Genomic DNA, 15,923 nt, shown 5'->3' on the forward strand with positions numbered 1-15,923 from the left:
CCCCGCACCGCCGCCGCTCGCTCGCCTCACCGTGCGCCCGACCGGCCGGCCCAGTTGCTCGATCATTCTGGAGTCACCATGTCTTCGTCCACCGTGGACCCTGCTGATCCCGTCTTCCAACTGCACCGGGGCGGCAAGATGGCCGTCGTCTCGACCGTGCCGCTGACCAGCCGGGACGATCTCTCCCTCGCGTACACCCCGGGTGTGGCCCGGGTCTGCGAGGCGATCGCCGCCGACCCGGCCCTCGCCCACGACTACACCTGGGCCTCGCGCGCCGTCGCGGTCGTCACCGACGGCTCGGCCGTACTCGGTCTCGGCAACATCGGCCCGAGCGCCGCGCTGCCGGTGATGGAGGGCAAGGCCGTGCTGTTCAAGCAGTTCGGCGGGGTCGACGCGGTACCGGTCTGCCTGGCCACCCAGGACGTCGACGAGATCGTCGCGGTGGTCACCGCGCTCGCGCCGTCGTTCGGTGGCATCAACCTGGAGGACATCAGCGCACCACGGTGCTTCGAGGTGGAGCGGCGGCTCGACGAGGCGTTGGACATCCCCGTCTTCCACGACGACCAGCACGGCACCGCGATCGTCGTGCTGGCCGCGTTGCGCAACGCCGCGACGCTGCTCAACCGCAAACTCGGCGACCTGCGGGTGGCGGTGAGCGGCGCGGGAGCGGCCGGCGTGGCGGTGACCAGGATGCTGGTGGCCGGCGGCGTGGACCCGGAGCGGGTGGTGGTCTGCGACTCCCGGGGCATCATCTCCCGGCAGCGCACCGGCCTCACCGGGACGAAGGCCGAACTCGCCGAGCTGACCAACGCCGACGGCCGGCAGGGCGACGTCGCCGAGGCGCTGCGCGACGCCGACGTGCTGATCGGGGTCTCCGGCGGGCTGATCCCCGAGCGGGCGGTCGCCGGCATGGCGCCGGGCGGCATCGTGTTCGCGCTGGCCAACCCCACCCCGGAGGTGGATCCGGAGGTGGCCGCCCGGCACGTCGCGGTGGTCGCCACCGGCCGCAGCGACTACCCGAACCAGATCAACAACGTGTTGGCCTTCCCGGGCGTGTTCCGCGGCGCACTCGACGCCCGAGCCACCCGGATCACCGACGCGATGAAGGTCGCCGCCGCCGACGCGATCGCCTCGGTGGTCGCCGAGACGCTGACGCCCGAGGCCATCGTGCCCTCGCCGCTCGACCCGCGGGTGGCACCGGCGGTGGCCGACGCGGTCGCCGAGGCGGCCCGCCGGGACGGCGTGGCTCGCGCCTGAGGTTCGCGAAGGGGCCCTGTCCGCGCGTGGACAGGGCCCTTCTTAACGGGCGCTCAGCTTGTTACGGTGCGGATCATGCGTGCCGCCTTCGCCTCCTGTTTCGACGACGCCGACCCGCTCGCAGCGCTCACCGTCGGTGAGCAGCCCGAGCCGAGCCTGCCCGACGACGACTGGGTGACGCTGCGCGTCACGGCCAGTTCGCTCAACCACCACGACCTGTGGTCCCTCCGCGGCGTCGGGCTCCGCGCCGAACAACTGCCGATGATCCTCGGCTGTGACGCGGCCGGAGTGGACCCGGACGGCAACGAGGTGGTCGTGTACCCCGTCGTGCCGACACCGGGGGACCCACGCGGGATGTCCATCCTCTCCGAGCACTTCCCCGGCACGCTGGCGGAGCGGGTGGCCGTACCCCGGTCGAACCTGCTGCCGCTGCCGGCGGGGCTGGCGGCGGCCGACGCCGCGTGCCTGCCGACGGCCTGGTTGACGGCCTGGCGGATGCTCACCACGAAGGGTCGGGTCGACGACGCCGAGGCCGTCCTGGTCCAGGGCGCCGGGGGCGGCGTGGCCACCGCAGCCGTCGCGCTGGCCGTCGCGCTCGGCAAGCGGGTGTACGCGACCAGCCGCGACGCCGCCAAGCGCGAACGCATCGCCGAGCTGGGCGCGACCGCCGTGGAACCGGGCGCGCGGCTGCCCGAGCGGGTCGACCTGGTGATCGAGACGGTCGGTGCGGCCACCTTCGACCACTCCATGAAGTCGGCCGCCCTGGGTGCCCGGATCGTGGTCTCCGGCGCGACCGCCGGCCACGAGCCGACTGTCAATCTGCGCCGGGTCTTCGCCATGCAGCTGGAGATCCTGGGCACCTCGATGGGCACGCCGGACGAGTTGGCCGCCCTGCTGACGTTCTGCGCCGAGCGGGGGGTGCGTCCGGTGATCGACAGCGTGGTGCCGTTCAGCCGCGTCGGCGACGCTTTCGCCCGGCTGCACTCCGGTGACGTCTTCGGCAAGGTGGTCGTCGACCACACCGCGTGAGCATCCGGACCGCCCGGATCCGTGCCGTCGACGGAGGCTGCCGCCACGCCAGCCGGGTGAGGCGGTCGCTTACAGGTTGTCGTCCAGGGTGGCGATGTCGTCGCGGGAGGCGGCGGTGGGGATGCGCTTCTTGGCTTCGGCGTCGCCGTAGAGCGTCCAGCGCAGGAACTCGGTGGTGGTGTCGGCGACCACCCGCAGCGCGGCCCCCTCGCCGCGCAGCAGGGCACGGCCGTGGTCGCCGTCGGGCAGGCTGAGCATCGCCTTCGGCCACGGCACCTTGTCGTACACGGCCTTGCCGGCGGCGTACTGCACCACCTCGTCGGCCTGGCCGTGCACGAACAGCTGCGGCGCGGCGGCACCGGCGAACGCGGTGCCCACCCCGAGGGCGGTGCCGGCGAAGACGACTCCGGCGGCCAGTCGCTCGTCGCGGCCGGCGGTGAACAGCCCGATGGTGGTCACCGCACCCGCCGAGTGACCGGCCGCGGCCACCCGGTCGGTGGCCAGCCGGCCGCGTAGCGGATCACCGTCCCGGGCGTCGAGGGCGAGCACCCGGGTCAGCGCGTACGACACGTCGGCCGGCTGGTTGAGCACATCCAGCACGTTGTTCTCGCCGCCACCTCGGGAGGTCTTCGGGAAGGTCGGCGCGGCCACCACGAAACCGGCCGAGGCCCACCGGGTCAGCAGCGATTCGTAGTCGTCGGGACGGCCGCCCAGGCCGTGGCTGAACATGATCACGGGGAACTTCCCGTCGGCGGCGTCGGCACCGCTGGCCGGCTCCCCACCGGCCCGGCCGGCCGCCGGGTACCAGACGGTCACCGGCAGCGGCCGGTCGCCGTCGCGGTTCAGCTTCAGCTGCCGTACGCCGATCGCGAAGGTGCCGTCCGGGGCGCTGCCGGCAGGGGCCGCCGGCGAGACCGGTGGCGCAACGGAGGCGGTGGCCTGCGGCGTGGGCACATCCACCCGCTCGGCGGGCTCACGGTCGGCGGAACACCCGACCAGGGCGCTGACGAAGAGGGTGATGGCGACCAGAGCGGGAGCGGCACGACGGGACATGGCTCCGATTGTGCCCGCACCGATCTCCGAAATCGCCGCCCCGGTCGTGTCGATCTTGCACTTTTGGTCACGTGAATGTCGGTTTTGATGATGATTGTCGAGACAAGAAATGCAAGATCGTGGGTGGTCCAGGGCATGGCGGCTGGACAGGTTTCGCTAAGGTTCCCGGCATGGCTGAGAACTACACCGACCCGAGCGGCAACACCGAGGCGTTCCGTGCCTTCGCCAACACGGACGCCGCCCCGGCGGAGGCGGCGTCGCGTACCGGTCTGATCATCGGGGCGGCCGTGGTCGCCGCGGTGCTGCTCGCTCTCGCCACCTGGCTCGCCTTCGGCTGATCGGCCGGCCCACCGGCTGGTCGGCGTGCGCCGACGGTCCGAAGGCGAAGACTGCGGCGACGGTCGCCAGTAGGACGGCGCCGTGCCCGATGGGTGTCAGCTGCCGCCCGTGACCACGGCCCGGGCGGCGCGGGCGATCTCCCGCTCCTCGTCGGTACCGATGACGCAGACGGCTACCTCTGCGCCGTCCGGCGAGACGAGCCGGTCGCCGCTGCCCGCGTTGCGGTCCGGGTCGACCGTGATGCCGAGCCGGTCCAGCCCGGCCAGCGCCGCCGCGCGTACCGGTGCCGCGTGCTCGCCGACCCCGGCGGTGAAGGTGACCGCGTCCACCCGACCGAGCAGCGCGTAGTACGCCCCCACGTAGCCGGTGATCCGGCGGCAGTAGACGTCGAAGGCGAGCGCTGCGGCCTCGTCGCCGGCCGCCCGGTGGGCGAGCAGTTCGCGTACGTCGTTGACCCCGCTCAGCCCGAGCAGGCCGCTGCGGTGGTTGAGCAGGTCATCGATCTCGTCGACGCCCAGTCCGCCCTCGCGGCGCAGGTGGAACACGATCGTCGGATCGAGGTCACCACTGCGGGTGCCCATCACCAGGCCCTCCAGCGGCGACATGCCCATCGAGGTGGCGACGCTTCGTCCGCCGGCCACCGCACACGCGCTGGCGCCGTTGCCCAGGTGCAGCGTGATGGTGTTGATCTCCTCGTACGGGCGGTCCAGCAGTTCCGCCGTGCGCCGGGACACGTACGCGTGGGAGGTGCCGTGGAAGCCGTACCGCCGGATCCCGTACCGCTGGGCGACCTCGCGGTCGATCGCGTACGTGGCGGCGGAGTCGGGCAGCGTGTGGTGGAACGCGGTGTCGAAGACCGCTACCTGCGGCACCCCCGGCAGGGCCTCGCGGGCCACCTCGATGCCGGCGAGGTTCGCCGGGTTGTGCAGGGGCGCCAGCGGCACCAGGTCGGTGATGGCGGCCAGCACCTCGTCGTCGACAAGCGTCGGTGCGGTGAACCGCCGGCCGCCGTGCACCACCCGGTGCCCCACGGCGGCGAGGCCGGTCAGGTCCAGTCCGTCCAGGATCTGCCGGATCGCACCGGTGTGGTCGCTCGGCCCACCGCCGGGCTCACCGATCCGTTCGACGGTGCCCTTGTCCAGCACGCGGTCGCCGTCGTACAGCCGGTACTTGATCGACGATGATCCGCTGTTGAGCACCAGCACCTTGCTCACGGGTGCACCTCGGCGAGCGCGGCGGCCTGGATGGCGGTGATCGCCACGGTGTTGACGATGTCCGGCACGGTTGCCCCCCGGGACAGGTCGTTTACCGGCCGGCGCAGGCCCTGCATGACCGGCCCGACGGCCACCGCTCCGGCGGAGCGCTGCACCGCCTTGTACGTGTTGTTGCCGGTGTTCAGGTCGGGGAAGATGAAGACCGTCGCGCGGCCGGCGACCGCGCTGCCCGGCAACTTGGTGGCGGCCACGGCCGGGTCGATGGCCGCGTCGTACTGGATCGGGCCCTCGACGGCCAGTTCGGGTCGGCGCTTGCGGACCAGCGCGGTGGCCGCCGCGACCTTCTCCACGTCCTCGCCCGCACCCGAACTGCCGGTCGAGTACGACAGCATCGCCACCCGGGGCTCGATGCCGAACCGGGCTGCGGTGTCCGCCGAGCTGATGGCGATGTCGGCGAGTTGGGCGGCGTCCGGATCGCGGTTGACCGCGCAGTCGCCGTAGACCAGCACCCGGTCGGCGAGCAGCATGAAGAAGACGCTGGAGGCAACGGAGACCTCCGGCATCGTCTTGACGATCTCGAAGGCCGGCCGGATGGTCGCCGCCGTGGTGTGCGTGGCACCGGAAACCATGCCGTCAGCGTGGCCCGCCCACACCATCATGGTGCCGAAGTAGTTGGGTTGAGCGACGATGTCGTGCGCCAGTTCGGCGGTGATCCCCCGGTGTGCGCGCAACTTCGCGTACGCCTCGGCGAACTCGTCGCGCCACGGGCTGCTCGCCGGGTCCGCCACCCGGGCCTCGCCGATGTCCACTCCCAACTCCCGGGCCCGCCGGGCGACCTCCTCGGGCCGGCCGAGCAGGGTCAGATCGGCCACTCCCCGGCGTAACAGGATCTCGGTGGCGCGCAGGATCCGCTCCTCGGTCCCCTCCGGCAGGACCAGGTGCCGACGTCGGGCCCGGGCCCGGTCGATCAGGTCATACTCGAACATCAACGGGGTGACCCGGGCGGACCGGCTGACCCGTAGCCGGCCAGCCAGCTCGACGGTGTCCACGTGCGCCTCGAAGGCGCCGAGCGCGGCCTCCACCTTCCGGGGGTTCCCGGCGCTGGGGCGGCCCTCGATCCGGCTCGACGCGGCCACCGTGTGGTAGCTGTCGCTTGTCACCGAGAGCACCGCGAGCCGGGCGTTCAGCGCCTCCACCAGGCGCATCGCCCGGGGGTCGGGCGGCACGCCGAGGGTGAGTACCAACCCGGCCAGCGACACCTGACCGGCGACGTGCGCGGCGCTCGCCGCCACCAGCAGGTCGTCCCGGTCACCCGGCATGATCAGCAGCGCGCCCTCGGTCAGGTGCTCCAGCAGGGTCGGCACGTGGGCCGCACCGACGACGTAGTCGAGCACGTCGCGGGCGAGCGCGGTCTCGTCACCGGCCAGCAGCGTGGCGCCCAGCGCCCCCGCCACCTCCGCCACCGTCGGCGCGGAGACGCTCGGCACCTCCGGGATGGCGTACGCGGGGACCGGCAGCCGGGGCAGCGCCATCGCCCCGGGGACCCGGTTGGCCAGCACCGCGAGTACGGTCGCGCCGAGGTCGGCGAGGTCGTGGTAGGCGCCCCGGGCGGCGGCGGCGATCGCCGACGGCTGCTGCCCGTACCCGTCGACCACCGGTACCACGACGCTGCCGAACTCCGTGGCCAGCCGGGCGTTGAAGGCCAGCTCGCGCGGGCCGGCGGTGTCACCGGCGGCGGCGAAGTCACTGCCGACCACGACCATCGCCGCGAACCGCCGTTCCACGTCCCGGTAGCGCTCGACGATCCGGGAGATCAGCTCCTCCCGACGACCGTCGGCGACCAGGGCGGTGGCCTCGGCGTACGTGGTGCCGTTCAGGTCTGCCACCGGTAACCCCACCCGGTAACGCTCGCTGAGCAGGGTGAGGATCGGATCGGGGCGATCCTGCGCGACCAGCGGACGGAACACGCCGATCCCGCCGACCTGCCGGGACAACAATTCGGCGAGGCCGAGGGCGATTGTCGACTTCCCCCCGCCCGAGCCGACACTGGTCAGGTAAACGCTCCGGGCCACGGCACTCACGCTACAAGATCAGGGTTGTTCCCGCGTAGGTCCTCGGACCCGGCCACCCGGGCCGTCCGGCGTGGTGGCACGGTGATCAGTCGTCGTCTTCGTCGTCGAGCCGGGCCAGCCAGGTGGCGAGCCGCTCGATCGGAACCTCGAACTCCGGGTTCGCGTCGACGAAGTCACGCAGCCGGGCACCCAGCCACTCCAGGCTGACCTGCTCGTCGCCGCGCCGCTCGACCAGTTCCTCGATGCCCCGGTCGGTGAAGTACATGGATCTGCTCGCTTCCTCACCGGAACCCGGTGAAGCCGGCCGGTCCCGCCCCACCATTGGGTGGGACGGGACCGGGTCAGTTCTCGTCAGGGGCGGGGAAGTGCCGCCTCGATCAGCGCGTTCTGCTCGACCTCGTGCATCTTCGCCGACCCGACGGCCGGAGCCGCGGCGGCCGGACGGGAGATGCGGCGCAGCCGGACACCGTCGAGGTGCTCCAGCAGGTTGAGCGCGACGAACGACCAGGAGCCCTGGTTGGCCGGCTCCTCCTGCACCCAGGCGAAGTCCTCCGCGTTCGGGAACTGCGCGAGCGCGGCCCGGATCTCCTCCACCGGCATCGGGTAGAGCTGCTCCAGCCGGATGATCGCCGTGTTGGTGATGCCGCGCTCCTGCCGGGCCTGGAACAGGTCGTAGTAGACCTTGCCCGAGCAGAGCAGCACCCGCTTGACCCGCTCGGGGTTACCGGCCGCCGGGTCGGCCAGCACCGGGGAGAAGGTGCCGGTGGTGAAGTCCTCGATCGAGGAGACGCAGAGCTTGTGCCGCAGCAGCGACTTCGGCGTGAAGACCACAAGCGGCTTGCGCTTGGGCGAGAGGGCCTGGCGGCGCAGCAGGTGGAAGTAGTTCGCCGGGGTGGTCGGGTTCGCCACCCGCATGTTGTCCTCGGCGCAGAGCTGGAGGAAGCGCTCCGGGCGACCGGAGGTGTGGTCCGGTCCCTGACCCTCGTGGCCGTGCGGCAGCAGCAGGGTGACCGCGGAGCGCTGGCCCCACTTCACCTCGCCGGAGGAGATGAACTCGTCGATCACCGTCTGGGCCCCGTTGACGAAGTCGCCGAACTGCGCCTCCCAGCAGACCAGGGCGTCGAGGTTCTCCACGGAGTAGCCGTACTCGAAGCCCATCGCCGCGTACTCGGACAGCAGCGAATCGTGCACGAAGAACCGGGAGCGTTCGCCGTCGCCGGTCAGCGTCTGCAACGGCAGGTAGTCGTCGCCGGTCTTGGCGTCGACGACGGAGGCGTGCCGCTGCACGAAGGTGCCCCGACGTGAGTCCTGCCCGGCGAGCCGGACGGTGATCCCGTCGTGCAGCAGCGCGCCGAAGGCGATGATCTCGCCGAAGCCCCAGTCGACGTTGCCCTCGACGGCCATCCGGGCCCGCCGGTCGAGCAGTTGCTGGATCCGCTTGTGCGGGGTGAAGCCCTCGGGCAGGTTGACGTGCGCCTCACCGATGGCCTTTATGACCGACGCCTCGGTCGCGGTCTCCACCTGCGGCTCGGGCTCGTCCTGCCGGGGCGGGCGGCTCAGCTGGCGTGGCGTGCTGGCCGCGTCGCGGGTGGCCTTGAAGACCCGCTCCAACTGTGCCTGGTAGTCGCGCAGCAACTCCTCGGCGTCTTCCACGGTGATGTCACCCCGCCCGATCAGCTCCTCGGTGTAGAGCTTGCGGACCGAGCGCTTCGAGTCGATGATCCGGTACATCTGGGGGTTGGACATCGAGGGGTCGTCGCCCTCGTTGTGCCCGCGCCGCCGGTAGCAGACCAGGTCGATGACGACGTCCTTGTTGAACGCCTGGCGGTACTCGAAGGCGAGCCGGGCGACCCGGACCACGGCCTCCGGGTCGTCGCCGTTGACGTGGAAGATCGGCGCCTCGACCATCCGGGCCACGTCGGTGCTGTAGAGGCTGGAGCGGCTGTACTCCGGGGCGGTGGTGAAACCGACCTGGTTGTTGACCACCACGTGCACGGTCCCGCCGGTGCGGTAACCGCGCAGCTGGGAGAGGTTGAGCGTCTCGGCCACCACGCCCTGACCAGCGAAGGCCGCGTCACCGTGCACCGCCAGCGGCAGCACGGTGTAGCCCTCCAACTTGAGGTCGATGCGGTCCTGCTTGGCCCGCACGATGCCCTCCAGCACCGGGTCGACGGCCTCCAGGTGGGACGGGTTCGCCACCACCGAAACCTTCACGGCGTGGTCGCCGTCGGGGGTGGTGAACTTGCCGTTCTGGCCGAGGTGGTACTTCACGTCGCCGGAGCCCTGGGTGGAGCGTGGGTCCAGGTGCCCCTCGAACTCGGAGAAGATCTTCTCGTACGGCTTGCCGACGATGTTGGCCAGCACGTTGAGCCGGCCCCGGTGGGCCATTCCGATGACCACCTCGTCCAGTCCGCTCTCGGCGGCGGACTCCAGCACCTCGCCGAGCAGCGGGATCAGCGACTCGCCACCCTCCAGCGAGAAGCGCTTCTGGCCGACGTACTTGGTCTGTAGGAAGGTCTCGAACGCCTCGGCGGCGTTGAGCCGGTTGAGCACGTGCTTCTGCTCGCCGGCCGGCGGCTTCTCGTACTTGCGCTCGACCCGTTCCTGGATCCAGCGGCGCTCCTCCGGATCCTGGATGTGCATGTACTCGATGCCGACCCGCCGGCAGTACGAGTCGCGCAGCACGCCCAGGATCGAGCGCAGCTTCATCCGCTGCTTGCCGGCGAAACCGTTCACCGGGAAGGTGCGGTCCAGGTCCCAGAGGGTCAGCCCATGCTGGAGGACGTCCAGGTCCGGGTGCTTGCGGATCTTGAACTCGAGCGGGTCGGTGTCGGCCATCAGGTGGCCGCGCACCCGGTACGCGTGGATCAGCTCGTGCACCCGGGCCGTCTTGTTGATCTGGCCTTCGCTGTCGACCGCGACGTCGCGCATCCAGCGCACCGGCTCGTAGGGGATGCGCAGCGAGGTGAACACCTGGTCGTAGAAGCCGTGCTCGCCGAGCATCAGCTCGTGCATGACCTTGAGGAACTCGCCGGACTGCGCGCCCTGGATGATCCGGTGGTCGTACGTGCTGGTCAGCGTGATGACCTTGCTGACCGCCAGCTCGGCCAGGGTGGCCTCGCTCATGCCCTGGTACGGCGCCGGGTACTCCATGGCGCCGACCCCGATGATCGCGCTCTGGCCCTGCATCAGCCGCGGCATGGAGTGCACAGTGCCGATTCCGCCGGGGTTGGTGAGCGAGATCGTGGTGCCGGAGTAGTCCTCCATGGTCAGCTCGTTGCGGCGGGCACGCCGGACGACGTCCTCGTACGCCTGCCAGAACTGCCGGAAGTCCATCTGCTCGCAGCCCTTGATGGAGGGGACCACCAGATTACGGCTGCCGTCCGGCTTGGTGAGGTCGATGGCGATGCCCAGGTTGACGTGCTCGGGGCGGACCATCACCGGCTTGCCGTCGACCTCGGCGAAGGAGTTGTTCATCTCGGGGTGCGCGACCAGTGCCCGCACCAGGGCGTAGCCGATCAGGTGGGTGAAGCTGACCTTGCCGCCGCGCCCCCGGGCGAGGTGGTTGTTGATCACGATGCGGTTGTCGACCAGGAGCTTTGCCGGTACGGCTCGGACGCTGGTGGCGGTCGGTACGGCCAGCGACGCGTCCATGTTCTGGACGATCTTGGCAGCCACTCCGCGCAGCGGCGTGGTCTGTGGCCCGTTGGCGGTGGGCGCGGTCCGGGTCGGCTGGCTCTTCGTCGGCTCCGCCTTGGTGGCGGCCGGCTTCGCGGTGGTCGGCTTCGACGCGGCGGGCGCCGGCTTCGACGTCGCCGTCGTGGTGCGGCGTTCCCCCTTGCCCGCCGGCTCGGCCTTGGCCGCCGGTTCGCTCTTCGGGGCCGCCTCGGTCCTGGCCGGGGTGGCGTCCTTGGCCGCGGCGGTGGTGGCCGGCCGGCCGTCACCGGTGCCCGCTGTGCTCTGGCCGGGCCGGTAGTCGGCGAAGAAGTCGTGCCAGGCCGGGTCGACGCTGCTGGGATCGGCGAGGTAGCGCTGGTACATCTCCTCGACGATCCACTCGTTCGGGCCGAAACCCGCCAGTGGGTTCTCCTGCGAAGTCTGCTGGGTCGACACGGCCGGTAATCGCCTCTTTCACGCGGGTTTGTGTGTCACGCGGTGCTCGATGCGCCGGGACGGACGCACAGGACGGTTCCAGGCTACGCCGTAGCGAACCCCGGGGCATTTCCGCCTCCGTCGCGTGGTCGGATTCACAGAAGATGCCAGAAGTTCGGTTAGCGCTGCGTATTCCCTTGATCGCTGCTATGGCCGACGGGCCCGGTACGCCGGCTGTCCACCGGTGTACCCGGGCCCGTCGGGGCGGAGGCGACCCGAGTCGGGCCGCCCGGGTGTCAGGAGATGTCGCGGCGCCGGGTGATGAGGATTCCGGCGACGCCGCTGACCACGGCGTAGCCCACCAGCACGAGCGCACCGACCCACCAGGCGGGCAGCATCTCGTTCTCGCCTGGCGTGATCATGACCTGGGAGGCGGCGGCCGGCCAGACCACCTGCCACTTGATCACGGCCATGTTGTCCAGCACGTTGGCCAGCAGCAGGAAGAGCAGGCCCACCACCTGGGTACCGATCAGGTAGAGCACCGAGGCGGTGATCACCGCGCCCAACTGGTTGGTGATCAGCGTGCCGATGCCCACGCCGAGCACGGTCCAGATCGCGTACGCCATCAGGTTGAGCAGCAGGGCCCGCTGGACCTCCCACTCGCCGAGCTGCGTGCCGTAGTCGTTCAGCGACAGGAACGTCGCACCGGCGGCGAGGTCGATAAGCGTGGTCACCAGCCAGAACGCGAAGCCGAGCAGGCTGGCCGCGACGAGCTTGCTGGCGATCACCGAGGTGCGTCGCGGGGTGGCCAGGAACGTCGTGGTCGCGGTCTGGTGGAAGAACTCGTTGGTGACCATGAGGATGCCGATGAGCATCACGAACATCAGGCCCAGGTACTGCCCCGAGGTGTAGAGGTTCGCGGCCTGGGCGGGCGCGGAGGCGGCGTCGCCGGTGTAGCCGAACTCCTCGCCACCGCCACTGAGGGTCTCGCTGGCGAGCCACGCGTTGAAGGCGAAGGCCAGGGCGATCGACAGGAACGCCCCGATGGCCAGCCACCACCAGGTGCTGGTCGTACGGATCTTGAGCAGTTCGGAGCGGACAAGGTTGCTCATCGGATGCCCGCCTTTCCGGCCGTCAGTTCCAGGAACACGCGTTCCAGATCGGGTCGTTCAGTGGTCAGTTCGTGCAGTTCCACCCCGGCGGCCAGGGCCGCCCGGCCCACCGTCGGAGCGTCGACCCCGCCGATCAGGAGGGCACCCTGCCCGTCGTTCTCCACCGTGGCCGGCCCGTCCTTCAGCGCGGCGGTCAGCGCGTCGGCCTGCGGGGTGCGGACCCGGACCCGGACGCCCTGCGCCATCGACCCGATCACCTGTTCCACGGGGCCCTGCCGGACCAACTGCCCGGCCGCGATGATCACCACGTCGTCGGCCAGCAACTGCATCTCCGAGAGCAGGTGGCTGGAGACGAGCACGGTGCGGCCCTCGGCGGCCAGGCCCTTGAGGAACCCGCGCATCCACCGGATGCCCTCCGGGTCCAGACCGTTGGCCGGCTCGTCGAGGATCAGCACCCGCGGGTCGCCGAGCATCGCCGCGGCGATGCCGAGCCGCTGCTTCATGCCCAGCGAGTAACCCTTGAACTTGCGCTTGGCCGCAGGGGTCAGCCCGACCAGGTCCAACGCCTGGTCGGCCCGCTCCTTCGGCAGCCCGGCCGCCGCGCAGATCACCCGCAGGTGGTTGATGCCGGTACGGCCCTTGTGCGCGCTGGACGCCTCCAGGACCGCGCCGACGTGCCGCAGCGGGTCGGCCAGATCCGGATACCGGTGACCACCGATGGTCGCCCCTCCGGCGGTCGGGGTGACCAGGTTCAGCAGCATGCGCAGGGTGGTGGTCTTACCCGCACCGTTCGGGCCGAGGAAGCCGGTGACCCGACCCGGTTCGACCGTGAACGACAGGTTGTTGACCGCGAGCACGTTGCGGTATCGCTTGGTCAGACCGGAAACCACGATCTGTGCGTCGTTGGTGGGGCTTGGTTGCCCGTCGGTCATCGTTCTCCTCCCGTGTCGGCGCCGGGGTGCGCCGTTGCACAGCGTGACGTTAATGGTCAAGCAATTCAATCGGGCTCGTTCGGGAAATCGTGGTCCGCCTCAGGCATGAGCCGTCTCATCCCCAGGTACGAGCCGATCGACCGCCGTGTCTACACGGCGATCCAGGTCGCCCGGGCGTGGCCGAGTGGGCGGCCGTCCGGGGTGTAGAGGCTGGTGTGCACGAACGCCTTGCGGCCCTCGGTGCCGATCAACGCACCGGTCACCACGCAATCGTCGCCCGGACGGGGCAGCGTCTCGATCCGGGCCGTGATCCGGCCGAGCACGTACGGGCGGCCGGCACCGATCACCGCCCAGCCGCCGGGGCAGTCCAGGGCCGCCCAGATTGTGGCGTCCTCGACCTGGCGGGGCGCCCGCACCGGCGCGGCCGTCCGGCCGTCCGGCAGCCGACCCGGAAAGATCCGCAGGCCGTCGGCGCGCTCCGGGCCACAGACGTAGCAGCCGGGGAACGGGTGCTCCACCAGCCCCGGGTACGCCGCGGAGGCGGCCCGGGCGGTCGCCAGGTCCACCGGCGGGACGGCCTCGCCGAGATCGCCCGCCGGGCGCAACTGTGCGATCACCTCGCCGGCCGGGTCGCGCACCTGCGCGTCGACGAGCGTCAGCGGGGTGTCCAGCGGCGGCGGTCGGCGCAGGGTGACCTCGACCGGACCGTCCCCGCCGTACGCGGCGGCGAAGACCCCGGCGCTCCAACCGCCGTTGCCCGAGCCGGGCGGCCCGTTGAAGCGTCTCTCGATGATCATCAAGCCCCCTCCGCCCCGCTGCCCGGCTTCGTCGCCGGGACACCGGCAGCCTCGCACGCCCCCGCTGACGGCCGCAGTGGCGGGTCGGCCACCGGTCGCCGACCGGCGTTCACCGGATCGACACCGCTGGTCACCATGGCTGGCAACCGACCGGGCGCTACACAGAGGGCATGGCCGTTCTGCCAGCCGTGGACGTCGCACTGACGACCAGCGGCTACACCCTCTCGATCGCCGACAACCCCAGCCAGGTCGAGGCCGCGCAACGCCTGCGTCATCAGGTGTTCGCCGGCGAGTTGGGCGCCACCGTGTCCACCGACGCGGCGGGCCTCGACCGCGACATCTTCGACCCGTACTGCGACCACCTGGTGGTGCGCCAGGAGAGCACCGGCGAGGTGGTCGGTACGTACCGGCTGCTGCCGCCGGGGCGCACCAACCGCCGCTACGCCGAGGGCGAGTTCGACCTGACCGCGCTCGACCCGTTGGTTACCCAGCTTGTCGAGGCCGGCCGCTCGTGCGTGCACCCCGCGCACCGCAGCGGAGCGGTGATCAACCTGATGTGGGCGGGCATCGCCCGCTACCTGCACCTGCGCGGGCTGCGTTGGCTCGGCGGGTGCGCCTCCGTGCCGGTGACCGACGGTGGCCTTGCCGCCGCCGAGGTCTGGGCCCAGGCGCGGGCGAAGCACCTGTCACCGCCGCCGCTGCGGGTCCGGCCGCTGCGACCCTGGTTCGCCGAACCGGGCGTGCCGACCGAGACCGTCGCCGGATCGGCCCGGCTGGTCCCGCCGCTGCTGCGCGGCTACCTGCGGCTCGGCGCCCAGGTCTGCGGGGAGCCGGCGTACGACCCGGACTTCGGGGTGGCCGACTTCTACGTGCTGCTCTCCATGGATCGGATCAACCCGCGTTACCTGCGGCACTTCCTCGGTGGGCAGCCGTGAACCCGCTGTGGCGGCCCAGTTCCGGCTGCGGTCCGGACTGCCTGCCCGGTCCCGGTGATGCTCCTGCCGTCTCGGCGGTTCGGCAACTGGGTCGCGCCGCCGGCCTGCTCGGCATGCTCGGGCTCGGCGTCGGGCTGGCGGCCCTGCTCCCGGCGCTGCCGACCCGGGAACGTCAGGCCGCGCTGCGCGGTTGGGCCCGGTCCACGGCCCGCGCCTGCGGCGTACGCCTCGAAGTGCGCGGGCGGTTGCCTCGGCGGCGGGCCCTGCTGGTCGCCAACCACGTCTCCTGGTGGGACGTCCTGGCGCTGCTCGCGGTGGCGCCGGCCCGGCTGGTGGCCAAGCAGGAGGTCCGGCGGTGGCCACTGATCGGCCTGCTCGCCCGCGCGGGCGGCACCGTCTTCGTGGACCGCGCCCGTCCTCGTGCGCTGCCCGCGACGGTGGGCCGGGTCGCCTCGGCGTTGCAGTCGGGCCGCTCGGTCGCGGTGTTCCCGGAGGGCACCACCTGGTGCGGTGCGGCAGCCACCTGCCGTCCGTCGACCGGTTTCCGGCCGGCGATGTTCCAGGCCGCGATCGACGCCGGTGCTCCCGTCGTACCACTGCGAATCGGTTACCGCTGCGGGGTGACCGGCGAGACCACCACGGCACCGGCCTTCGTCGGCGACGAGACCCTGCTGCGGTCGGTGCGGCGGGTGCTCGCGGTCCGGAGGCTGACGGTACGCGTCGAGATCGCCGCGCCGCTGCACCCGGGACGATCCGCCGATCGGCGGGCGCTGGCCCGGGTCGCCGAATCGGCGGTGCACCTCGTACCGTCGACGCCGACCGCGCAGCCGACGTCGGTGGCAGCGGTGCCCGGGCAGTCGGTGCGCGTGCCGGCGCAGCCGGGAGCGACACTGCTACCGGTACCGAGCCGGTCGCCGGTCGACACGTCCGCCGCCGGGGTGGCGGAGGGCTCGCTGGCCGGGGAGCCGGCGCGGGAGTTGCCCCTGGCCGCCTGACCGTCGATGCCGGGTGACGCGGTGGCCCGGTCGCTGGAGCAGCGACACCCGCCGCTCACAGGGTTTTTCCAGGATCCGCCCAGCGGAGGCGCAGCG

General features: G+C 71.6%; 13 protein-coding genes. 5 read left to right on the forward strand and 8 right to left on the reverse strand.

Annotated elements, in window-relative coordinates; translation table 11 throughout:
- Positions 1 to 78: 78 nt before the first annotated feature.
- Positions 79 to 1,257: an NADP-dependent malic enzyme gene (locus AB0J93_RS17090; RefSeq protein WP_204008454.1), complete on the forward strand. Its 1,179-nt coding sequence runs from the start codon at positions 79 to 81 to the stop codon at positions 1,255 to 1,257.
- Positions 1,258 to 1,323: 66 nt separating this feature from the next.
- On the forward strand, positions 1,324 to 2,286 hold the full coding sequence (locus AB0J93_RS17095; RefSeq protein WP_363922804.1) for a zinc-binding dehydrogenase: 963 nt from the start codon (positions 1,324 to 1,326) through the stop codon (positions 2,284 to 2,286).
- 69 nt (positions 2,287 to 2,355) lie between these two features.
- Here the strand turns inward: AB0J93_RS17095 and AB0J93_RS17100 are convergent, their stop codons facing one another.
- The gene (locus tag AB0J93_RS17100; RefSeq protein ID WP_363922806.1) at positions 2,356 to 3,339 is read right to left on the reverse strand and encodes a chlorophyllase; all 984 of its coding nucleotides are present in this window, start codon (positions 3,337 to 3,339) and stop codon (positions 2,356 to 2,358) included.
- Positions 3,340 to 3,509: 170 nt separating this feature from the next.
- On the opposite strand from AB0J93_RS17100, the gene AB0J93_RS17105 reads away from it, so the two are divergent.
- A complete protein-coding gene (locus tag AB0J93_RS17105) occupies positions 3,510 to 3,677 on the forward strand; it encodes a hypothetical protein (protein ID WP_363922808.1) in 168 nt (55 codons plus the stop codon).
- 96 nt (positions 3,678 to 3,773) lie between these two features.
- On the opposite strand, the gene AB0J93_RS17110 is transcribed toward AB0J93_RS17105, so the two are convergent.
- From AB0J93_RS17110 to AB0J93_RS17140, 7 genes are all read right to left on the reverse strand, one after another.
- Positions 3,774 to 4,892 (reverse strand): acetate kinase, encoded by a 1,119-nt coding sequence (locus AB0J93_RS17110; protein ID WP_363922810.1) that lies wholly within the window; start codon positions 4,890 to 4,892, stop codon positions 3,774 to 3,776.
- On the reverse strand, positions 4,889 to 6,973 hold the full coding sequence (gene pta / locus AB0J93_RS17115; protein WP_363922812.1) for a phosphate acetyltransferase: 2,085 nt from the start codon (positions 6,971 to 6,973) through the stop codon (positions 4,889 to 4,891). Before pta ends, AB0J93_RS17110 begins: the two co-directional genes overlap by 4 nt.
- A 76-nt stretch (positions 6,974 to 7,049) precedes the next feature.
- The gene (locus tag AB0J93_RS17120) at positions 7,050 to 7,229 is read right to left on the reverse strand and encodes a DUF6104 family protein (protein ID WP_363922814.1); all 180 of its coding nucleotides are present in this window, start codon (positions 7,227 to 7,229) and stop codon (positions 7,050 to 7,052) included.
- 86 nt (positions 7,230 to 7,315) lie between these two features.
- Complete coding sequence (locus tag AB0J93_RS17125; protein WP_363922816.1) at positions 7,316 to 11,077, reverse strand: multifunctional oxoglutarate decarboxylase/oxoglutarate dehydrogenase thiamine pyrophosphate-binding subunit/dihydrolipoyllysine-residue succinyltransferase subunit; 3,762 nt, start codon at positions 11,075 to 11,077, stop codon at positions 7,316 to 7,318.
- Between the two features lie 275 nt (positions 11,078 to 11,352).
- A complete protein-coding gene (locus AB0J93_RS17130) occupies positions 11,353 to 12,168 on the reverse strand; it encodes an ABC transporter permease (RefSeq protein ID WP_363922818.1) in 816 nt (271 codons plus the stop codon).
- On the reverse strand, positions 12,165 to 13,100 hold the full coding sequence (locus AB0J93_RS17135) for an ATP-binding cassette domain-containing protein (protein WP_363922821.1): 936 nt from the start codon (positions 13,098 to 13,100) through the stop codon (positions 12,165 to 12,167). Before AB0J93_RS17135 ends, AB0J93_RS17130 begins: the two co-directional genes overlap by 4 nt.
- A gap of 149 nt (positions 13,101 to 13,249) precedes the next feature.
- Complete coding sequence (locus AB0J93_RS17140) at positions 13,250 to 13,897, reverse strand: hypothetical protein (RefSeq protein ID WP_363922823.1); 648 nt, start codon at positions 13,895 to 13,897, stop codon at positions 13,250 to 13,252.
- A 170-nt stretch (positions 13,898 to 14,067) separates the two neighbouring features.
- On the opposite strand from AB0J93_RS17140, the gene AB0J93_RS17145 reads away from it, so the two are divergent.
- Positions 14,068 to 14,832, forward strand: a complete 765-nt coding sequence (locus AB0J93_RS17145; RefSeq protein WP_363922825.1) for a GNAT family N-acyltransferase — start codon at positions 14,068 to 14,070, stop codon at positions 14,830 to 14,832.
- On the forward strand, positions 14,829 to 15,827 hold the full coding sequence (locus AB0J93_RS17150; protein ID WP_363922827.1) for a lysophospholipid acyltransferase family protein: 999 nt from the start codon (positions 14,829 to 14,831) through the stop codon (positions 15,825 to 15,827). The genes AB0J93_RS17145 and AB0J93_RS17150 overlap by 4 nt, the downstream gene beginning before the upstream one ends.
- Positions 15,828 to 15,923: the final 96 nt, after the last annotated feature.

The organism is Micromonospora sp. NPDC049374, from assembly GCF_040677165.1.
Classification (GTDB): Bacteria; Actinomycetota; Actinomycetes; order Mycobacteriales; family Micromonosporaceae; genus Micromonospora.